This is a genomic window from Limnohabitans curvus, from assembly GCF_003063475.1.
In the GTDB taxonomy this organism is placed as follows: domain Bacteria; phylum Pseudomonadota; class Gammaproteobacteria; order Burkholderiales; family Burkholderiaceae_C; genus Limnohabitans; species Limnohabitans curvus.
Window position 1 is genome coordinate 123,101 of the sequence record NZ_NESP01000001.1, and the last position, 16,081, is coordinate 139,181.

Here is a 16,081-nt window from a genome sequence, read left to right on the forward strand (position 1 = left end):
GTTCGGGTTAGCGGCTGGCGGCTTGAGAGGCGGCATTGGCGGCATCAGCCCCCGATGCGACAGAAGCGGAACCTGATGCAGGCGCTGATGCCGGGTTGGCTGGGCCACGGCCCAACTCGACCACACGCAAAGGCGAGCCATCTTTTTGTAAACGCTGCTGGCCCGCCACCACGATGGTGTCGCCTTCTGCCAAGCCATCGGTGATCTCCACTTGGCCTCCACGGCGGATGCCCAGCTTGACTTCCACGCGCTGAGACACCAGCTTGGTATCAGGTGGCAGCACAGGTGCGCTTGCCGCAGCGCTGGCAACAGGTGCAGGCAACTCAGACGGTGCCACCGCCTTGATGACAAACTGCTTGCCACCCTGCGGCACGATGGCCTCTTCAGGCACCACCAAGGCGTTGGGTTTGACCGCAAATACCGCCGTGACGCGGGCAAACATGCCCGGACGCAAGGGGCCGTTTTGCTCGCCACCTGCGCTGGTGCGCGTGCGGTCAAACATATTGGGGGGGCAGCCTAAGCTCTGGGGCGAAGGCAAAGCAGCACCACGGTTTGCAGCGGATGCAACCATAGGTGCGGATGCAGCAGGCTTGGCGGCCACCGTGGGCGCTGAAGCTGAAGCAGTAGGCGCACTCGCGGCTTGGGGGGCTGGGCCTTTGCCACCACCCACAGCGATCGGCTCGCCCGCCGTATTGGCCAGCACCGCACGCACACCGATGGATCGGCCATTGGCATCAATCAAAGGATCGACCGCTTCCACTTTGGCTTTGAACAAGCGGCCACTGAACGCATCGAGCTTCACCTCAATCGTTTGGCCTGGCATCACCTTGGTTTGGTAGCGCTCGGGCAAGCGGTAGTCCACATACAAGCTGCCAATGTTTTCGAGGTTGATCAGATCAGCGCCGTCCTTCACATAGTCGCCCACGTTGACGCTGCGAATACCGACCACGCCATTGAACGGCGCGATCAAGCGCATGCGCTCCAAACGCGCGCACGACAAACCCAGTTGGGCGTCGGCCACTTGCAACGCAGCAGCACTCTCGTCCAAAGAACGTTGGGCGATGAAACTTTGGGCCACCAGCTCTTGGTTGCGCTTGTGGTTGGCACGGGCAACCGACATTTGAGCGAGCGACTGCTGCACTTCGGCGCGTTGCAGGGTGTCGTCCATTTGCACCAGCACTTGGCCAGCACGCACACGCGCACCATCGGCAAAGCCCAACGACAAGACACGACCGGCTATTTCAGGACGCAGCATCACGTTTTGTGAAGAGCGCAACGTGCCCACGGCCTCGGCATCGTCACGCAAGGTTTGTTTTTTGACTTGGGTGATTTCAACGCCACTTGGACGTACGCCCGCGGCGGCTCCGGTATCGGACTTGGGTGTTTGCAGCCACCAAGCCAAGGTCGAGGCAACCACAATGCCAACGACCGCCACAACGGAATACATCTTTTTGGAGGCCATGAGTGCAATTCTTTTAAGTAATAGACAAACTAGCCAAGCAATGTACCAGCGGCTGGTTTCGAAAATGACAAATTTACCTAAGCTTCACAAAATCTGTCACCTACCCGACAAGGCCAACTCCACACCTCGGTTAGCCAAGCCATCGGCCCGCTCGTTGTCCACATGGCCGGCATGGCCCTTGACCCAGTGCCACACGATGTCGTGGTCACCTTGGTGGGTCAAGGCATCAAGTTGCTGCCACAAATCGGCATTCTTCACGGGCTGCTTGGCCGCCGTAACCCAGCTGCGGGCTTTCCAGCCATGAATCCACTCGGTGATGCCTTTGCGCACGTATTCGCTGTCTAGGTACAAAGCCACCACGCACGGGCGCTTTAAGGCGCGCAAAGCCTCAATCACGGCCATCAATTCCATGCGGTTGTTGGTGGTGTCTAACTCGCCACCAAACAACTCTTTTTCTTGGCCCGAGGGCGAGCGCAGCAGCGCGCCCCAGCCACCTGGGCCGGGGTTGCCTTTGCAGGCCCCGTCTGTGTAAATCTCTACCGTGTTCATTCCATTCCTTTTGATGCGGTGTTCGAGGCCGTCGTCACCACCGTGGCAGCGCGAGGCACAGCTTTTTTCCATGCGGGCGACATCAGTCGCATGCCATGCACGCGCTTAACGGCCACCATGCCATACACCGCGCCCAAAATAGGCCACCAGCGTACGCCCGCCTCATCCATCCAATCCCAGCGCTTCAACCAGCGCTCTGTTTTGACTGCCGGGCGGTAGCAACCAAAACTGGTGGACTCCACCTCAAAACTCAACAGCTGTAACCAATCGCGCAAGCGGCGTTGGCCAATGAACTCGCCCACCTCCGAAAAGCCACGTTTGCAGCTCTTGCTCAGGCCCCATAGGCTGTTGGGGTTGAAGCCACAAATCACCACCCGCCCCTCGGGCACCAAGACGCGCTCGACCTCACGCAGCGTGGCATGTGGGTCGTAGCTCAGCTCAAGCGTGTGGGGCAACACCAGCAAGTCCAAGCTGGCGCTGGGAAAAGGCAAGGCTTCGTAGTTGGTCAGCAGCACATCACGGCCCAAGGGCCAAGGCTCGGGGTGCGTGTCGCAGCCCAGCCAGCGGTGCGGCATGCGATTGGCTTGCAAGGCGTCCAGCGCTGGAAAGCCCAGTTGCAAGGCATGAAAGCCAAACACATCGGCCACGGCGCGGTCTAAATAGGTTTGTTCCCACGCACGCAGGTACTGCCCGGCGGGAGACGCCAGCCAGTCAGGCAAACTATCGTTTTTTAAAGGTGTGGATGACATGAAGCTGATTGCACTGCCCGCGTTCTCTGACAACTACCTGTGGTTGTGGCAACAAGACCAACTGGCCGTGGTGGTCGACCCCGGTGACGCTGCGCCTGTGTTGCAAGCGCTGGCCGACCACGGTCTGACATTGGCCGCGATTCTAGTCACCCACCACCACGCTGACCACGTGGGCGGCGTGCGCGAACTCCACCTCGCCACAGGCGCCCAAGTGTTTGGCCCCGCCCGCGAAGAGGTGCCGGCCCCTTTCACCCCCGTCGTGCACGGCGACCATCTTGAATTGCTGGGCCAAACGGTGGCGGTCTTGGATGTACCAGGCCACACGGCGGGCCATGTGGCGTACTTTCTGCCAAACGCCCCTCACAGCCCCGTGCTGTTTTGCGGCGACACCTTGTTTTCTGGCGGCTGCGGGCGCATTTTTGAGGGCACGCCCGCACAAATGCTGGCTTCGCTGGACAGCTTGGCGGCATTACCCCCAACAACGCGGGTGTGCTGCGCCCACGAGTACACTCTTTCCAACTTGCGATTCGCCCTCGCCGTAGAACCTAGCAACACAGATTTGCAGACCTACATGGCGCAGTGCCAGCAGCTCAGAGCCCAGGGAACCCCCACCCTGCCCGCCCAGCTGGGCACCGAATTGCAAATCAACCCGTTTTTAAGGGCTCGACATCCCCGTGTGCGACACGCTGTTGCACAGCACGCTGGACTCTCAGCGCTCGAACAAACCGACGACGTGGCTGTCTTTGCAGCCCTTCGTGAATGGAAGAACGATTTCAAATGAGATTTTTACTCGCTGTATTTAGCCTTAGCCTCGCCCTGCTCACGGGTTGCGCCAACTTGGCCGAACAAGGCGCGACCAGCCCCGGCGGCTTGAGCCCGATTACCAAAGGCAACGCCAAACGCGATGGTGTGGCGCAACTGAACTTGCCCAACGACTTGTGGGAGCGCATCCGTAAAAACTACCAAATGCCCGACCTGGAAAGCGACCTGGTCAACGACCGCACCCAGTGGTACGCCAACAAGCCCGACTACCTGCAACGCATGAGCGAGCGCTCCAGCAAATACCTGTTCCACATCGTTGAAGAACTTGAAGCGCGCAAGATGCCCACCGAGTTGGCCTTGCTGCCTTTCATCGAGAGCGCGTTCAACCCACAAGCCGTGTCTAGCGCACGTGCCAGCGGCATGTGGCAGTTCATGCCCGCCACAGGCAAAAGCTTTGACCTGAAACAAAACGTCTTCCGCGACGACCGCCGCGATGTGCAAGCCTCCACCCGCGCAGCACTCGACTACCTCGAGCGCCTGCACAAAATGTTTGGTGACTGGCACTTGGCCTTGGCCGCCTACAACTGGGGCGAAGGCAATGTGGGCAAAGCCATTGCACGCAACAAACGCGCGGGCTTGCCCACGGGCTACACCGACTTGAACATGCCGATGGAAACACGGATGTACGTGCCCAAGCTGCAGGCCATGAAGAACATTGTGGGCAATCCGCCCCAATACGGCGTGGTGTTGCCCAGCATCCCGAACCACCCTTATTTTCAAAGCGTACCCCTGCCACGCGACATGGACGTGACGGTGGCGGCCAAGCTGGCCGACATCTCGGAACAAGACTTCAAAGCCTTGAACCCCTCTGCCCACCGCCCCGTGCTGCTGGCGGCTGGCTCGCCCAACATCTTGCTGCCTTGGGACAATGCCGAGGTGTTCCAACGCAACTACGAAGCCTCCACCTTGGGTCGCATGGCCACATGGACAGCCTGGATTGCGCCTTCCACCATGAAAGTGGCCGATGCAGCCAAACAGGTGAACATGAGCGAGGCGGACTTTCGCGCCATCAACAACATCCCGCCGCGCATGCTCATCAAAGCAGGCTCAGCCCTGCTGGTGCCCCGCCATGCCAACGTATTGGGTGATGTGACCGCACAAGTGGCTGACAACGGCAAACTCGATTTGTCCCCCGAAGCCGTGGCCAAGCGCAAAGCTGCGGCCAAAGGTGGCAAGAACGCCAAAGGCACAAAGCTGGCGTCTGCCAAAGAAAGCAAAGGCTCTGGCAAGAAACAAGTCGCCAGCAAAGGCGATAAAAAAGGCGACACCAAGGTCGCCAAGAAATAATGCTGCGCAAAACGGAAGGCTTTGCGCCTTCCATGCGTTAAGCGTCGCGCCTGTCCACCAACGCGTGGGCAATCGTGCCCAAGTCCACATATTCGAGCTCGCTGCCCACAGGCACGCCACGGGCTAGGCGCGTCACTTGGACGCCGCGCTTCTTCAGGCCCTCGCTCAACACATGCGCCGTCGCTTCACCCTCGGCGGTGAAATTGGTGGCCAAGATCACTTCTTTCACCATGCCATCGCTGGCGCGCGCCATCAGCTTTTCCAGGCCAATGTCTTTGGGGCCAAAACCGTCCAGCGGACTGATGCGCCCCATCAACACAAAGTACAGCCCTTTGTAGGCGGCTGTGCGCTCCACCGCCGATTGGTCGGCGGGCGTTTCCACCACACACAAACGGGTGGTGTCGCGGCCATCGTCCAAGCAGGTGTCGCAGACCGTCTGGGTGGTGAAGGTGTGGCAGCGCTCGCAGTGCTGCACCTGACTCGCTGCTTGGTGCAAGGCCTGAGAAATTAACTCCGCCCCTTCGCGGTCATGTTGCAGCAAGTGGTACGCCATGCGCGAGGCCGATTTCACCCCCACGCCGGGCAAACGGCGCAGGGCCTGAATCAGGCCTTCCAGCACGGACGTGTCGCTCATTTAGAACGGCAGTTTCAGGCCAGGTGGCAAACCAGCGGTGAGCTTGCTCATTTTGGCTTCGCTGGTTTCAGCAGCTTTGCGTACCGCGTCGTTGAAGGCGGCAGCCACCAAGTCTTCCAGCATGTCTTTGTCATCGGCCAGCAAGCTGGGGTCGATGGTGATGCGTTTGACATCGTGCTTGCAGGTCATCAAAACCTTGACCAAGCCAGAACCTGATTCGCCGGTCACTTCGACGAAGGCCAGCTCTTCTTGTGCCTTTTTCAGGTTTTCTTGCATGGCTTGGGCTTGCTTCATCAGGCCCGAGAGTTGTCCTTTGTTGAACATGATTTTTCCCTTTTACAAACTAATAAAACTAAAACGGTCTGATTTATAGCGGCTTGATGCTACCCGGCACGATTTTGGCGCCGTAGTCACGCATCAAACTTTGAACATAGGGGTCGTTGAGGATGATGGCCTCTGCCCCCGCTTGGCGCTGCGCGGCGGCAGCGGCATTGCGCTTGGCAGGGCTGTCTTGCACACGGCCCACTTCGACGGTCAGGCGCACAGGGTAGCCCGCGGTTTCGAGTGCTTTTTGCAAACGTTCGCGGCTGGTGGTGCTGTTGAGCGACTCGCGCTCGACGCGCAGCATCCAGGTGTCGGTGTCGCGCGCGACCAGTTGCGACTGCAAACCCAGCTCGCGCACCAAGGCGTTGATGGTTTCAGCAGCAGACATGTCCATCACCAATTTGTGCCAAAACTCGCCTTCGGGTGTGGCCTCGATGTGCGGCACGTCGGTGGTGGGCATTTGCGGCTCAAGCGCAGCACTGGGCTCGGCTTGCTGGCGCACGGGCATGGCCACCACAGCGGCGTCTGAATCGTGGTCATAGCTGGGACAGTCGGTGCCATCGGGGTCGTAGCTGGGGTCATCCTCCCAAGGTGCCACTTCGCGTGGTTGCATGTCCCGCACCGGCAAGGCTTGCACGGAGGCTGAGGGTTGCGGCGGCTCGGCGGGGCGTGGCGCAACAGGAGGCGATGGCTGAGCTGCGGGTTGCACGGGTGCAGCCGCGGCAGGTGGCGAAGCAGCGCGCTGCGGATTAATTAGAGTTTTTTTTTCAGCCGAGGCCGAAGCTGCATGCGAGGCTTGTGGTTTGAACGCCAGCAAGCGCAGCAGCACCATCGTCAGTGCGGCGTATTCGTCTGGGGCCAAGCCCAGCTCTTGACGGCCATGCAAACTCAGGCTGTAAAGCAACTGGGTTTCGTCGGGTGGCATCACACCCGCCAAGCGTGCCATCTCGGCCGCTTCAGGGTCTGAGGCATCGGCTTCTGCCATGTCGGGCACGGCTTGCAGCACGGCCATGCGTTGCAAGACCATCGACATGTCTTCGAGCGTCGCGGCAGCGCTCAGGCCATTCAAACGCAAAGCTTCTGAGGTTTCGACCACCGATTTGCCATCGCCATGGGCCAAAGCCTCAATCAAACGGAACACATGCGAGCGGTCGGCACTGCCCAACATTTGGCGCACAGCGGCTTCTTGCAACTGGCCGCCGCCGTAGGCAATGGCTTGGTCGGTCAAGCTCAGCGCATCGCGCATAGAACCGCGTGCAGCACGAGCCAACAAGCGCAAGGCTTGGGGTTCGGAAGCAATGTTTTCTTGGCCCAACACATGGCCCAAATGCTCCAGCACGGTTTCGGGGGCCATGGGGCGCAGGTTGAACTGCAAGCAGCGCGACAGCACGGTGACCGGGACTTTTTGTGGGTCGGTCGTGGCAAGTACGAACTTCAAATATTCAGGCGGCTCTTCCAGCGTCTTCAACATCGCGTTGAACGCGGTGTTGGTGAGCATGTGCACCTCGTCAATCATGAAGACCTTGAAGCGGCCCTGCACAGGCTTGTAAACAGCTTGCTCCAGCAAGCTTTGCACTTCGTCCACGCCGCGGTTGGAAGCCGCGTCCAACTCGGTGTAGTCCACAAAGCGACCGGCATCGATGTCGGTACAGGCTTGGCACACACCGCAGGGGTTGGCGGTGATGCCTCCCGTGCCGTCCGCACCCTGACAGTTGAGCGATTTGGCCAACACGCGCGACACCGTGGTCTTGCCCACCCCGCGTGTGCCGGTGAACAAATAGGCATGGTGCAAACGTTGGGTGGTCAGGGCATTGGTCAGCGCCTGCACGACGTGCTCTTGCCCCACCATCTCTGTGAAGGTTTTTGGGCGGTACTTACGGGCGAGCACGAGGTAGGACATAAGCGACTGATTCTAAAGCGAGCGCACGCCCTCTCAAGAAACAGACCAACCGATCAGCCTGCACCACCCAAGCTTCAGCAGTCGGTCCTTACCTATGCTGCGCAAGCTAGCGTATTGGTATCTACATAAAACGCATGGCGCGGGGATTCGATCGACAAAGTTTTAACCAACAAATCGCCCATTTTTTCAAAGTAAGCGTTGGCAGCCTCGGTCGGAACAATGTATTTGGTACGCCGATTGCCATCTTTGTAAATCAAATCAATCAAACCCTTTTGGCGCAGCGATTCAACGCGACGGTGAATCGTCCCAGGGCTTGCGAAGTGAATCATCGCCATGATTTGAGAAATAGTCAGGGGCTGACCTTGAAAATCGGCGACCGCAATGGCGCTCAGCAACTGGACACAGGCAGGGGATACATACGAAAGCATGGCATCCATCGGCTCTGCTTTGCTTTGAACCAAGTAATTGAGATACACATTTTTTGAAGACATGAAATTCGCCCTTCCCCACTTAGGTGGATTTACAAATAAAAAACCAACGTCAGGAATTTAAAAATAAATACAAATCTCAATCTGTTCGATTAAGCACAGAATCAATAATTTGATAAATAAATATCTTTTCGCAAATCTTTTATGTGCGAATCCACACAAATATAAATACATCACCGATGAGTATTTTTATGGCATCTTCCATAAATATTTAGATTGAAATCTGTCCGATTTAATTACAAGTGCGACACGATGTATTTAAAATGTATTCACTTTATTCGGAGAAAATATTTCGTAAGAATAAGTAATATGCAAGTAGTGTTCGCAAACGCACAATACTTATCTTTTTGAGGGCATACAATTTTTTCAGTTCGGTTCAACACGGATAAATTGAAAAGGCGGTATTTGTGAACTCTCGCATCATGTATCCAATTAAAGCCAGCAACCGGCTGCTTGCAGCCTTACCTTCCGCAGAATGGGAAAGATGGCAACCTAAGTTTGAAATGGTTAATTTAAAAATTGACCAAATTATTTACGAAACTGGATGCAACATACAGCATATTTACTTTCCGGTTAATTGTATTATTTCACTGCAGTATGACTTTCAAGATGGCGCCTCCGCTGAGTTTGCGCAAATAGGCAATGAAGGCTTATGTGGCGTTTGCACCTTCATGGGCACGCAGTCGACCAACAGCAAAGCCGTGGTCATTGGATGCGGGTCGGCTTACCGAATCAAAACTGACTTTCTACTCGAGGAGTTCAACAACTCAAGTGCTTTTAGGCGGTTGATACTGCGGTACATGCAAGCCATGATGAGCTATGCCTCTCAAACCGCCGTTTGCAACCGCCGCCATTCAATTGATCAACAACTGTGCAAAACAATTCTTCAAAACTTAGACAGAATTCCAGGCAATGAATTGACTTTTACACATGAGTTGATTGCCAAAACATTGGGCGTACGCCGAGAGGGCATTAGCCATGCCGCGAAGAAACTTCAAAATGACGGGCTTATTAAATATACACGTGGTCACATATCTATACTAAACCGTGAGAATCTGACCCGTCACGCCTGCGAATGTTATGGCATCGTGAAAGATGAATATGAAAAGCTTATTCCATCACCGTTATTATCCAGACTCGTCAGCTAGCCCTTTTATAGCAGTCTAATTATTCATTTCAAATAAGGCTTGCATTTCCTCAGCGCTTAAGTGCATCTTGGGCGCTGAGGAAGGCGCTGGCACGACACGTCCTTTTAAGATGATCGAATGATCTTGAACCAAGATCTCTACATCGTAGGAGACATCTAAAGCATAGTGACTGGTAAATATGCCAATGGCCTTTGCCAATACAGTCAAGCCTTCGTTGACCCGTGCGTCTAAGGCAACTTTATCCATGCGCTCATTTTTTTGCAAAACGACAGAAGCTGTCAAATGCGGTGGTTGTGGGCGAAGTCGTGTCATGCTGGCGTCCCCGTTCAAACAACCACCATTTGGTGACGAATGGCAAAGCGCGTGAGGTCAGCCACTTTGTGCAAGCCCAATTTACGCATGATGTTGCGGCGATGCACCTCCACTGTGCTGGGAGAAATGTCTAAATTACGTGCAATTTCTTTCGAACTTCGCCCGACAGCAACCAGCCGCAGCACCTGTGTCTCACGGTGGCCCAGCTCTCGCCTGACAGCAATCGCTTGCGACATCGGTGCCTCCACATCACGGGTGAGTTCATGCATAGACTTTTCACACAAATAACATGACCCAACCGCAGCCAATCGAATGGCGGCCATCAAATCTGTCACCTCGCTATTCATTGAAATATGAGCTTTTGCCCCTGCCTTCAATGCATCGCTAATGGATAAGCGCGAAATGCCACTGGAAATAACAACAAAATGATTGGTTAAAGCGTGCGATGCAATCAGTGCATATAAGCCGTTACCGTCTTTATCCACCGCACTGCTGCCAATCACCGTCACATCTGGCATCAATGTTTCCAGTTGAGACAAATCAAAATTGTGGCTATCGCACACACCCACCACCTCAATGTCTGAGTTCGTTCTCAGCATGGCAGCAACACCTTCTGCAATTACCTTTTGGTTGTATGCAACGAAAACACGAATTGGCATATATATATCCCCTTCATCTCAAACCGCGCTGAAAACACAGCATTTAAAGAAGTGAATATAGGCACATATATCAATACACACCGAGCGACAACACACAAAAGGAGGTATATCGATAGGTTAATTTAACCCATTACTTTGAATGTGCAATGCCAGCGCCACTCGTCCTGGGCAGTTGAGTTTTTGGTAAATATGATGCAAGTGTAATTTTGTCGTGCCTTCAGTGATGTAAAGGTTTTGTGCAATTTTTTTATTAGGCAGCCCTTCACTGACCATTTTGGCAACCACCATTTCACGGGCAGTCAACACCTCTGGCAAGGACGCATGGATGGTTTTTTTATCCAACAAGTGCGTCAGCGTATGGAGGGTCAAGTCTTTGTCCAGCCATTTTTTCCCGGCATAAACGCTTTGAATGCATTGAGCCAGCACATGTTTCGGTTTGTCCTTGGACACCATGCCTTGCACGCCCAAATCAATGGCTTTACAAACATCGCGTATGCAAGCCCCTGTAAAGACAACCGCATGTGTTTTCAAGGCTTTTTTTTGTATTTCTTCAATCAATACCAAACCTGTCTTATTTTGCAAAATAAGCTCTGTAATTAATACGTCTGGCTTGAATTCCATCACCGCCTTTAGGGCTGACTCCGCATCGGTTGCGCAGGATTTGACAGAAAAACCATCCATATTTTGAAATATATGAAGCAACCCATCTAAAACCACTGGGTGAGGATCAGCAAGAACAAGGTCAATGGCCACTTTTCGATACCTTTCCATCTCTGTCAATGCCTTGAACAACTCAAGGTAATCAAACAAAGGGGGGAGAGAAGATAAAGAAGTAAGGCATTCAAAGTAATCCCCTTAAACCATTATTTGGATAACGGGGAACCGGTAAGCGATGGACAAATGTATATGTGCGAGAACGAACAAATATATTGCGTCAAACCCATAAGAATAATTGCCCTTGGGTGATCTTCTGTACCCCAAGTTCAATCCATCTTAGAAAAGGAAATTATTGATGTCCTCCCCAACTCCTCTCGCACTTGGCGATAACACTGCGAAATCCAGCGCGACCAGCCAACCATCGCACGCGCCATCGTGCCACTCGGAAGAATATGCACAAAAGATGGCCAAGACCGTGGATGAATTAAAAACAGAAGCGGCAAACCTCTTACAACGCAGCTCGCAAGCCTTGCATCAACAGTCCGAACAAATCCGCACGCAAGCACTCAAGGCACGGGAATCAGCCTTGGGGTATGTACAACACGAACCCGCCAAGGCTTTGCTGATTGCAGCAGGCGTTGGTGCCGCATTGGTGTTTTTGGGTAACTGGATTGGTCATCGCGACAAGCGCTGATCTTTATGGACCGCTGGAGGAGACAAAAACAAACATGAATGCCACCAATTTCATTGCTGCGGTATGGGGCTTGTTGCTCGCGCGACCGCAGTTGTTTACACAACACATGCAGGGCTATGCCGCACTGATGCGCAACGAAGCAGAACTTGCGGCGGCCTACATGCGCTACCGTCTGTGCTTGTGGGTGGCATTGGTCGTATGCGCCGTGATGTTTCTCGGCTTCTTAGGGATCGCTCTGATGATGTGGGGCACAACGCCAAGTACAGAATTGATCCATGCTTGGATTTTTGTCTTGGTGCCAGCCCTCCCCTTCACAGGATTTGTCCTGACATGGATTGCGTTGCGCCAACAGCCACCACATCCATGGTGGGACGAATTACAGGGCCAAATTGCCGCAGACATGGCCTTGCTCGACACCCATGTCAACTGAGCCAACCGAAGACCCTGGCGCGCAACTCGCGCGCACGCGACAAGACATTGCCAACTGGCTCAAAGCGCACCCCGTGCCACCACCGGCTGACACCTCTAACACCGCGGCATCGACAAGCCCCAATGTTTTGGCCGGACTGCTCTTGATCGCCATTGCAGAACGCGTACTGAAGCGGTCCGCCAAACTGCCAACAGAAACATCCACGCTCACAAGTCTGCATCACGCAAAAAACGTAGTGCAAGCAACGACACGAAAGCACCCAGGTTGGATGCTTGGACTGGCACTGCTGGCCGGTGCTGGATTTGCGGCAAGCCGTCCTTGGCGATGGCTTGCGCAAAAAAACATCTGGCTGAGCGTGTTGTCGCAATTGTTGATGGCAGGGGTGACGCACGTCTTAGACAAAGAATCACTCCAAAAAGAATCGGCCACCGAGACAACGAAGTAATGCATACACATCAAGCGCTTGAGACGCTAGGATGGCATGCATATCAAATCAACTCTAAATTGCGAGGATGCCTACATGACAGAAACCATAGATATTTTGAGAAAAGAAGTGGCTGTTATGCGCGACGAGTTTCGAGAGCTCAAGCAAAGTTACCTAGACACCAACCGTCGTTATGCAGACACCTTGTTGATGCTGCGTGGGCTCACCCAGCACGCCACCGAGTCGGCCGAACAAGCAGCCAAAGCTGCAGAGTTTTCAGCCATCTGCTCAGAGAAGTGTTTGGACATTGCCAAACGGGCCGCATCAGTTCCGATGCTTGAAGCAGCCGAGGGTGCAGCGCGTGCCGCAACCTCAGCCGCAGAGTCAGCGATACAAAGTGCAGCAAGCGCCGCCTCTGCTGCCGCGGCGGCGGCGCTTGCCGTTGCAAACCACGCAGAAGACGCATCGGCGCAAGGCTCATCGGTGGCAGCCGACGCCTCAAAGAAAGCTGCAGCCTTCGCTGCACAAGCCGTGCTGATGTCAAACAAAGCGGCAGAGTACGCTCGCTCCGCGAGAGACGATAAACCCACGCCCTGAACCGCAGGGTTTCACAACGCCTTCAAGGCACCCGACGCTGTCGGGTGCCTTTTTTATTGTGCAAATCACAAGACGATGCGCCTGTCTATATGCAGCAAGTTATACCCAATCAAGTGGATTGTTTGGATGTGCTGATTTTTAGAAACTCACGGCAGACAAAACGAGAAGGCAACTTTCAAGTTTCGTCTAAGCAGCCAGTATCAAAAGATATTTGGCAAAACTTTACGACTTTGTTTCAAAGGAAATCATCATGAAAAAAATCTCTTCTATCGCCTTGGCCATCATTGCAACCACTGCTTCTGTATTTGCTTTCGCTGACAACGGTAATGGCAACGGCAATGGCAACGGTGGCAACCCAACCCCAAGCAACCCCACGCTTCAAGCCACTGTCTTGGTGAACACAGCCGTGATCAACAAAGCTTTCGGTTTCAACGGTCAAGCACAACAAAACTTGGCGTCTAACGTCGGTTCGTTTGCATCCAATGCGACCGAAACCCAATTGGTCATGACTAAAAACGCTTTGATCGCCAACAGCGGTTTTGGCGGTCAAGCCAACCAAAACATTGCATCCAACGTGGGTGAAGACGGTTTGCGCACAGCCACTGTGCAAATGGCTTACATCAAAGACTCTGCGGTCATCAACAAAGCCAGCTGGGGTGGCAAAGCGTTGCAAAACTTGTCTTCCAACAGCAACTGCCTGACTTGCCAATAAGTTGAGCCAGTACCTGCAAGGTGGTGACTGAGGGTCGTTTGCACCACAAGGTCATCACCTTGCATTTTTTGATTTGGGGAATAGGTTGATCATGAAAACATTTGAAATCTTCAAATACGTGATTGGGTTCACGCTGACATTGCTTGCTTGGCAACTTGGCGCGCAGCCAGTTCCTGGCGAAGACCCTGTGACGCTGAACCAAAAAATCATGCGTGAAATGCTGCCCCTCAATCCTGCAACACCATCCGCAGCTCAAAACAACAACCAAGAAATGCCTTCGTGGATGGAAGCCAAACTGGCACGACTACTCGCCAAAGCTTTTTCAGCAGACACAACAGGCATCCAGACCGATGAAAACATCGTGAATACCGTGGCCACGGATGGCTTGCGAAAAGTTTGCGTACAAGAACTCGCAAGCAACACCGCCCAAGCCGCCGCCACAGCACGCTACGGCCCTAGAACTGACCCCCAAATTGTGGTGTTACGAGGCGATCTCGTGAACATCTGTCGTTGACATCTTGCGCATCAATTTTAAAAACCTGGACACATAAATCTTATGATTTTTCACGCCAAACCCCTACATAAAACGCTGCTTTGCATCTTGGCCATGTCCTTAACGGCGTGCAGCACCCCCTCTGATGTTCGCAAAGATGCCGCGTTTCAAAGCTACGGCAATGCAGCCAGTAGGCCGACGGTTCGTCCTGTTCGTTCGATGTCAAGCTTTTCAGACTCGTTGCAGTGCATGGACAGATTGCTCAGGGACGCACAAGTCCCAACCACGTTGATCACCAGCAAACAAATTCCAGACTATTCCACACGTGCCCCTGTGGCGGCCAAAGAAATGGTGGTGACTGCTTTGCTGCAAATGTCGCGTCTGAGTAATGCATTCAGATATGTCGACTATGAAGTGGACTTGGTCCGCCAAGACACGGTGCAAAACCTGACCAACATCTTGTTGAACAACAACCAAATTCAACTTCAGCGCCCATCGCTTTATCTGTCAGGCGCCGTCTCATTCGTCGATCAAAACGTGTTGAACAACCGCATGGATGTGGGCACATCGGGCTCACGACTGGAAACGGGTTACAGCAAAAACCGCAACGCCACCGTGATCGGTCTGGAGCTGCATTTGGGTGACTTTCGCACCCGCACACTCATCCCCGGCATGGACTCAGCCAACGAAGTGGTCATTGGCAATGGCGGCCAAGGTCTTGACTTAGCAGGCCGCATCAGCGAATACGGCTGGCAGTTCAACGTCGGCAAAGACTATGCGCAAGGCTCTGGCGCTGCGATTCGTACCTTGGTAGAGCTGGCTGTCATTGAACTCACCGGCAAATGGGCGCGTGTGCCGTATTGGCAGTGTTTGACGATGGAGCAAACACACCCCAACTTTCAGCGTCAACTTCGCGATTGGTATGACGAAGGCACCATGGGCGTTCACCAAAGTTTGGTCAAACGCTCCTTGATTTCCAAAGGCTATATGAGCGAAGCATCGATGTTGGAGACAAACAATGTGTCGGCATTCCGCGCCGCACTGGGTCGCTTTCAATCGGACAACGGCATGGTCGTCACGGGCGTGGTGGACTTCAACACCTACGAACGTGCGCTGCGCGATTTTGTCTCGCTCGATATGGACGGCAACTTGATGCGCTACGGCTGGTCGCCCACGGCCTCCGATCCTGTGGACATGCGCAACAGCAAACAAGTGGCGGCAAGTTCGGGCAAGTCGTATGGCAAGAATGAAGGGCCGCGCAGCATCAACCTGCAAATTGAAAACGTGATGATGGGGCGCTCACAGTTTGAAGTGGGTGAGCAAGTGTTTGTCTCAGCCACCGTGTCACGGGCCTCGCACTTGGCTTGTTATTTGTCTAACGCGACGGGCGGCGTGATTCGTTTGATACCTAACCCCATGTCGAATCAATCACAAGTCAGTGCCAACCAGGCCATTCGTCTGCCCGATTGGATGAGCCCCAACCCTGGCTACATGATTGAAACCGCGTCACCGGGCACAGAAGGCGTGCTGTGCGTCGCCACCGACGATGACGTGACCCAACGCTTGCCTGAAGCCATGCGCACCGAAGCGTTCACTCCGATGCCCGGCATCCAAGGCTTGAAAGACGTGGCCAAGCATTACACCGAAGTACTGCCTAAAGGTCAGTTCACATCAAGCACGATGGAGTGGCGCGTAGCCCCTCGACGTATCGCTGAACCTGGCAAGCGTGGATAACGCGGC

At 54.2% G+C, this 16,081-nt stretch carries 20 protein-coding genes; 10 read left to right on the plus strand and 10 right to left on the minus strand.

Translation table 11 applies throughout. The features are described from left to right. Positions 1 to 7 precede the first annotated feature (7 nt). From B9Z44_RS15315 to B9Z44_RS00510, 3 genes are all read right to left on the minus strand, one after another. Positions 8 to 1,462 carry an efflux RND transporter periplasmic adaptor subunit gene (locus tag B9Z44_RS15315; protein WP_233246859.1) on the minus strand — a complete coding sequence of 485 codons (1,455 nt, stop codon included), beginning with the start codon at positions 1,460 to 1,462 and terminating at the stop codon, positions 8 to 10. Positions 1,463 to 1,558: 96 nt separating this feature from the next. Further along, positions 1,559 to 2,011: a ribonuclease HI gene (gene rnhA / locus B9Z44_RS00505; protein WP_108401398.1), complete on the minus strand. Its 453-nt coding sequence runs from the start codon at positions 2,009 to 2,011 to the stop codon at positions 1,559 to 1,561. Further along, complete coding sequence (locus B9Z44_RS00510; RefSeq protein ID WP_199220187.1) at positions 2,008 to 2,760, minus strand: class I SAM-dependent methyltransferase; 753 nt, start codon at positions 2,758 to 2,760, stop codon at positions 2,008 to 2,010. The genes rnhA and B9Z44_RS00510 overlap by 4 nt, the downstream gene beginning before the upstream one ends. Here B9Z44_RS00510 and gloB point away from each other — a divergent pair. After that, entirely contained in the window at positions 2,759 to 3,541 is a 783-nt protein-coding gene (gene gloB / locus B9Z44_RS00515) for a hydroxyacylglutathione hydrolase (RefSeq protein ID WP_108401399.1), read from the plus strand. The two genes, B9Z44_RS00510 and gloB, sit on opposite strands and share 2 nt — an antisense overlap. Next, the gene (locus B9Z44_RS00520; RefSeq protein ID WP_108358747.1) at positions 3,538 to 4,869 is read left to right on the plus strand and encodes a transglycosylase SLT domain-containing protein; all 1,332 of its coding nucleotides are present in this window, start codon (positions 3,538 to 3,540) and stop codon (positions 4,867 to 4,869) included. Before gloB ends, B9Z44_RS00520 begins: the two co-directional genes overlap by 4 nt. 37 nt (positions 4,870 to 4,906) lie before the next feature. On the opposite strand, the gene recR is transcribed toward B9Z44_RS00520, so the two are convergent. From recR to B9Z44_RS00540, 4 genes are all read right to left on the minus strand, one after another. Next, a complete protein-coding gene (gene recR, locus B9Z44_RS00525; RefSeq protein WP_108358748.1) occupies positions 4,907 to 5,503 on the minus strand; it encodes a recombination mediator RecR in 597 nt (198 codons plus the stop codon). Next, positions 5,504 to 5,827 (minus strand): YbaB/EbfC family nucleoid-associated protein, encoded by a 324-nt coding sequence (locus tag B9Z44_RS00530; RefSeq protein ID WP_108358749.1) that lies wholly within the window; start codon positions 5,825 to 5,827, stop codon positions 5,504 to 5,506. A 43-nt stretch (positions 5,828 to 5,870) separates the two neighbouring features. Next, positions 5,871 to 7,727 carry a DNA polymerase III subunit gamma/tau gene (gene dnaX / locus B9Z44_RS00535; RefSeq protein ID WP_108401400.1) on the minus strand — a complete coding sequence of 619 codons (1,857 nt, stop codon included), beginning with the start codon at positions 7,725 to 7,727 and terminating at the stop codon, positions 5,871 to 5,873. A 92-nt stretch (positions 7,728 to 7,819) separates the two neighbouring features. Further along, the gene (locus B9Z44_RS00540) at positions 7,820 to 8,218 is read right to left on the minus strand and encodes a LexA family protein (protein ID WP_108358751.1); all 399 of its coding nucleotides are present in this window, start codon (positions 8,216 to 8,218) and stop codon (positions 7,820 to 7,822) included. A 404-nt stretch (positions 8,219 to 8,622) separates the two neighbouring features. Here B9Z44_RS00540 and B9Z44_RS00545 point away from each other — a divergent pair, with 404 nt between their 5' ends. Then, positions 8,623 to 9,363, plus strand: a complete 741-nt coding sequence (locus B9Z44_RS00545) for a Crp/Fnr family transcriptional regulator (RefSeq protein ID WP_233246860.1) — start codon at positions 8,623 to 8,625, stop codon at positions 9,361 to 9,363. Between the two features lie 15 nt (positions 9,364 to 9,378). Here B9Z44_RS00545 and B9Z44_RS00550 read toward each other — a convergent pair whose 3' ends face one another. The 3 genes from B9Z44_RS00550 to B9Z44_RS00560 form a co-directional block, all read right to left on the minus strand. Then, positions 9,379 to 9,675, minus strand: a complete 297-nt coding sequence (locus B9Z44_RS00550) for a hypothetical protein (RefSeq protein WP_146179020.1) — start codon at positions 9,673 to 9,675, stop codon at positions 9,379 to 9,381. Between the two features lie 14 nt (positions 9,676 to 9,689). Next, entirely contained in the window at positions 9,690 to 10,334 is a 645-nt protein-coding gene (locus B9Z44_RS00555; RefSeq protein WP_108358754.1) for a LuxR C-terminal-related transcriptional regulator, read from the minus strand. Positions 10,335 to 10,451: 117 nt separating this feature from the next. After that, on the minus strand, positions 10,452 to 11,144 hold the full coding sequence (locus tag B9Z44_RS00560; RefSeq protein WP_245912731.1) for a response regulator transcription factor: 693 nt from the start codon (positions 11,142 to 11,144) through the stop codon (positions 10,452 to 10,454). 202 nt (positions 11,145 to 11,346) lie between these two features. Here B9Z44_RS00560 and B9Z44_RS00565 point away from each other — a divergent pair, with 202 nt between their 5' ends. The 7 genes from B9Z44_RS00565 (at position 11,347) to B9Z44_RS00595 (ending at position 16,075) form a co-directional block, all read left to right on the plus strand. Then, positions 11,347 to 11,685 (plus strand): hypothetical protein, encoded by a 339-nt coding sequence (locus B9Z44_RS00565; RefSeq protein ID WP_146179021.1) that lies wholly within the window; start codon positions 11,347 to 11,349, stop codon positions 11,683 to 11,685. 34 nt (positions 11,686 to 11,719) lie between these two features. Continuing rightward, the gene (locus B9Z44_RS00570; protein ID WP_108401401.1) at positions 11,720 to 12,115 is read left to right on the plus strand and encodes a hypothetical protein; all 396 of its coding nucleotides are present in this window, start codon (positions 11,720 to 11,722) and stop codon (positions 12,113 to 12,115) included. Next, a complete protein-coding gene (locus tag B9Z44_RS00575) occupies positions 12,105 to 12,560 on the plus strand; it encodes a hypothetical protein (RefSeq protein ID WP_108358757.1) in 456 nt (151 codons plus the stop codon). Before B9Z44_RS00570 ends, B9Z44_RS00575 begins: the two co-directional genes overlap by 11 nt. A 75-nt stretch (positions 12,561 to 12,635) precedes the next feature. Next, the gene (locus B9Z44_RS00580) at positions 12,636 to 13,136 is read left to right on the plus strand and encodes a hypothetical protein (RefSeq protein ID WP_146180565.1); all 501 of its coding nucleotides are present in this window, start codon (positions 12,636 to 12,638) and stop codon (positions 13,134 to 13,136) included. Between the two features lie 250 nt (positions 13,137 to 13,386). Further along, the gene (locus B9Z44_RS00585) at positions 13,387 to 13,848 is read left to right on the plus strand and encodes a hypothetical protein (protein WP_108401403.1); all 462 of its coding nucleotides are present in this window, start codon (positions 13,387 to 13,389) and stop codon (positions 13,846 to 13,848) included. A gap of 91 nt (positions 13,849 to 13,939) precedes the next feature. Further along, positions 13,940 to 14,362 (plus strand): hypothetical protein, encoded by a 423-nt coding sequence (locus tag B9Z44_RS00590; protein ID WP_108358760.1) that lies wholly within the window; start codon positions 13,940 to 13,942, stop codon positions 14,360 to 14,362. Between the two features lie 228 nt (positions 14,363 to 14,590). After that, positions 14,591 to 16,075, plus strand: coding sequence for a DUF4384 domain-containing protein (locus tag B9Z44_RS00595; RefSeq protein WP_342748850.1), 1,485 nt, complete (start codon positions 14,591 to 14,593; stop codon positions 16,073 to 16,075). The last annotated feature ends 6 nt before the right edge of the window (positions 16,076 to 16,081 follow it).